The following is a 716-nucleotide window of genomic DNA, read 5'->3' on the forward strand; positions in this document are numbered from 1 at the left end:
TTCGCGTTGCATTTCTGTTCTGTAAAAATGCAGCTCAGATTCTTTGTTTGAAAAATTAGCGCTCTCGCGTTGCATTTTTGTTCTMCAAAATGAAGCACAGATGCTTCGTTAACAAAGATATGCTATTGAAGTGCAAGATGGAAACGCAGAAAATGAACCGGGGATGCGACGTGCAAGATTACCTATGCAATAGATGCAATAGTTTCTCCAGGAACCGAAATACATACATTGTCTTCCGTAAAGCGCTAGACTATATATTATTATACAGGTTCAAATATACTATCTGTTTCAGGGAAAACTCCCAGGTTCGGATGTTCAAAATTCAATGATGGGTAACAAGTACGATCGTAAATCTGTAAAACAGTTTGTCGGATATTAGGCTGTATCTCCTCAAAGCGTATTCGAATATCATTGAGAAGCTGCAGCGTCACATCGGATAATAATGATGGCAGCCATTGTAGAAGTGCCTTTTGCATTTCTAGTCTCTTTCTCGGTCTAGCTAGTTTTACTACATCGCGAAGATAGAATCTTAGATCACACTGCCTTTGCTGAGCTGGATCAATAGAGTAACAAAAGAGTGGTAAGGCCTCGTTAAAGGACAAGGACCTGAGCGGAAGTGTATCGTACAGTAGACGGAGTATACTAGTATAGTCTATAGTCCGTGGAATTCTAAGTGCCAGCTTTATAATGTCATTCTCCTTACTACAGACCCGCCT

The 716-nt window shown here is 40.3% G+C and carries 1 protein-coding gene; it reads right to left on the reverse strand.

The window, feature by feature from the left end; genetic code table 11:
- Nucleotides 1-260 precede the first annotated feature (260 nt).
- The gene (locus ELS83_RS21725) at nucleotides 261-476 is read right to left on the reverse strand and encodes a hypothetical protein (RefSeq protein WP_074098181.1); all 216 of its coding nucleotides are present in this window, start codon (nucleotides 474-476) and stop codon (nucleotides 261-263) included.
- Nucleotides 477-716: the final 240 nt, after the last annotated feature.

This window comes from Marinifilum caeruleilacunae (assembly GCF_013141825.1).
Classification (GTDB): domain Bacteria; phylum Bacteroidota; class Bacteroidia; order Bacteroidales; family Marinifilaceae; genus Marinifilum; species Marinifilum caeruleilacunae.

Coding starts and splice junctions, on each gene's coding strand:
- ELS83_RS21725 (WP_074098181.1), bottom strand. CDS start 476: ATGCAAAAGGCACTTCTACAATGGCTGCCATCATTATTATCCGATGTG.